Source organism: Helicobacter sp. MIT 14-3879 (assembly GCF_003364125.1).
Map to the genome: position 1 here is coordinate 1 of NZ_NXLP01000183.1, position 619 is coordinate 619.

Sequence of the window (619 nt, forward strand, 5' to 3'; positions counted from 1 at the left end):
AACACTATTCATTATAAAATAATTCCTCCCATAATTTCATAATAGAATCTTTATTAAATTTATCTTGTATTATTTCTCTTTGTTTTAAACCAAACTCTTTTCTTTTATTTTTATCATTCATTAATATTATTATTTTATTTGCAAAATCTATTAAATCATTATCTTTTATTAAATAGCCACTCTTATTATGTTCTATTATATCACTAGGTCCTGTATTTATATCAAATGATATTAAAGGAATACCATAAGAACCAGATTCTACTAATACCATAGGTAATCCTTCAAAAAAGCTACTCATAACATAAATACTTGAATTTAGATATTCTTTATGTATTTCTTTAGTAAATGGTTTTAATGTAATATATGAATTTAGATTTAATTCTTTAATTTTAGATTCTATTTTTTCTTTTAAGATTCCATCACCTACTATTGTTAAATTCCACTTTGGATTAAAATCTTTAGAATCTACAACTATTTTCCAAATATCTATTAATCTTAAAAAACCTTTTTGATCGCCATAATCCATACGACCAACTGAAAGGACATTATTATTATCTAAATTAGAAACTTCTAAAGGAATTTCTGGAATAAAGTTTGGAATTACTTTTATGTTTGGGTG

At 22.6% G+C, this 619-nt stretch carries 1 protein-coding gene; it reads right to left on the reverse strand.

Annotation, left to right across the window (positions count from 1 at the left end):
• Positions 1-4 precede the first annotated feature (4 nt).
• A partial coding sequence (locus CQA44_RS12255) for a glycosyltransferase (RefSeq protein WP_147289818.1) occupies positions 5-619 on the reverse strand: 615 nt, incomplete at its 5' end.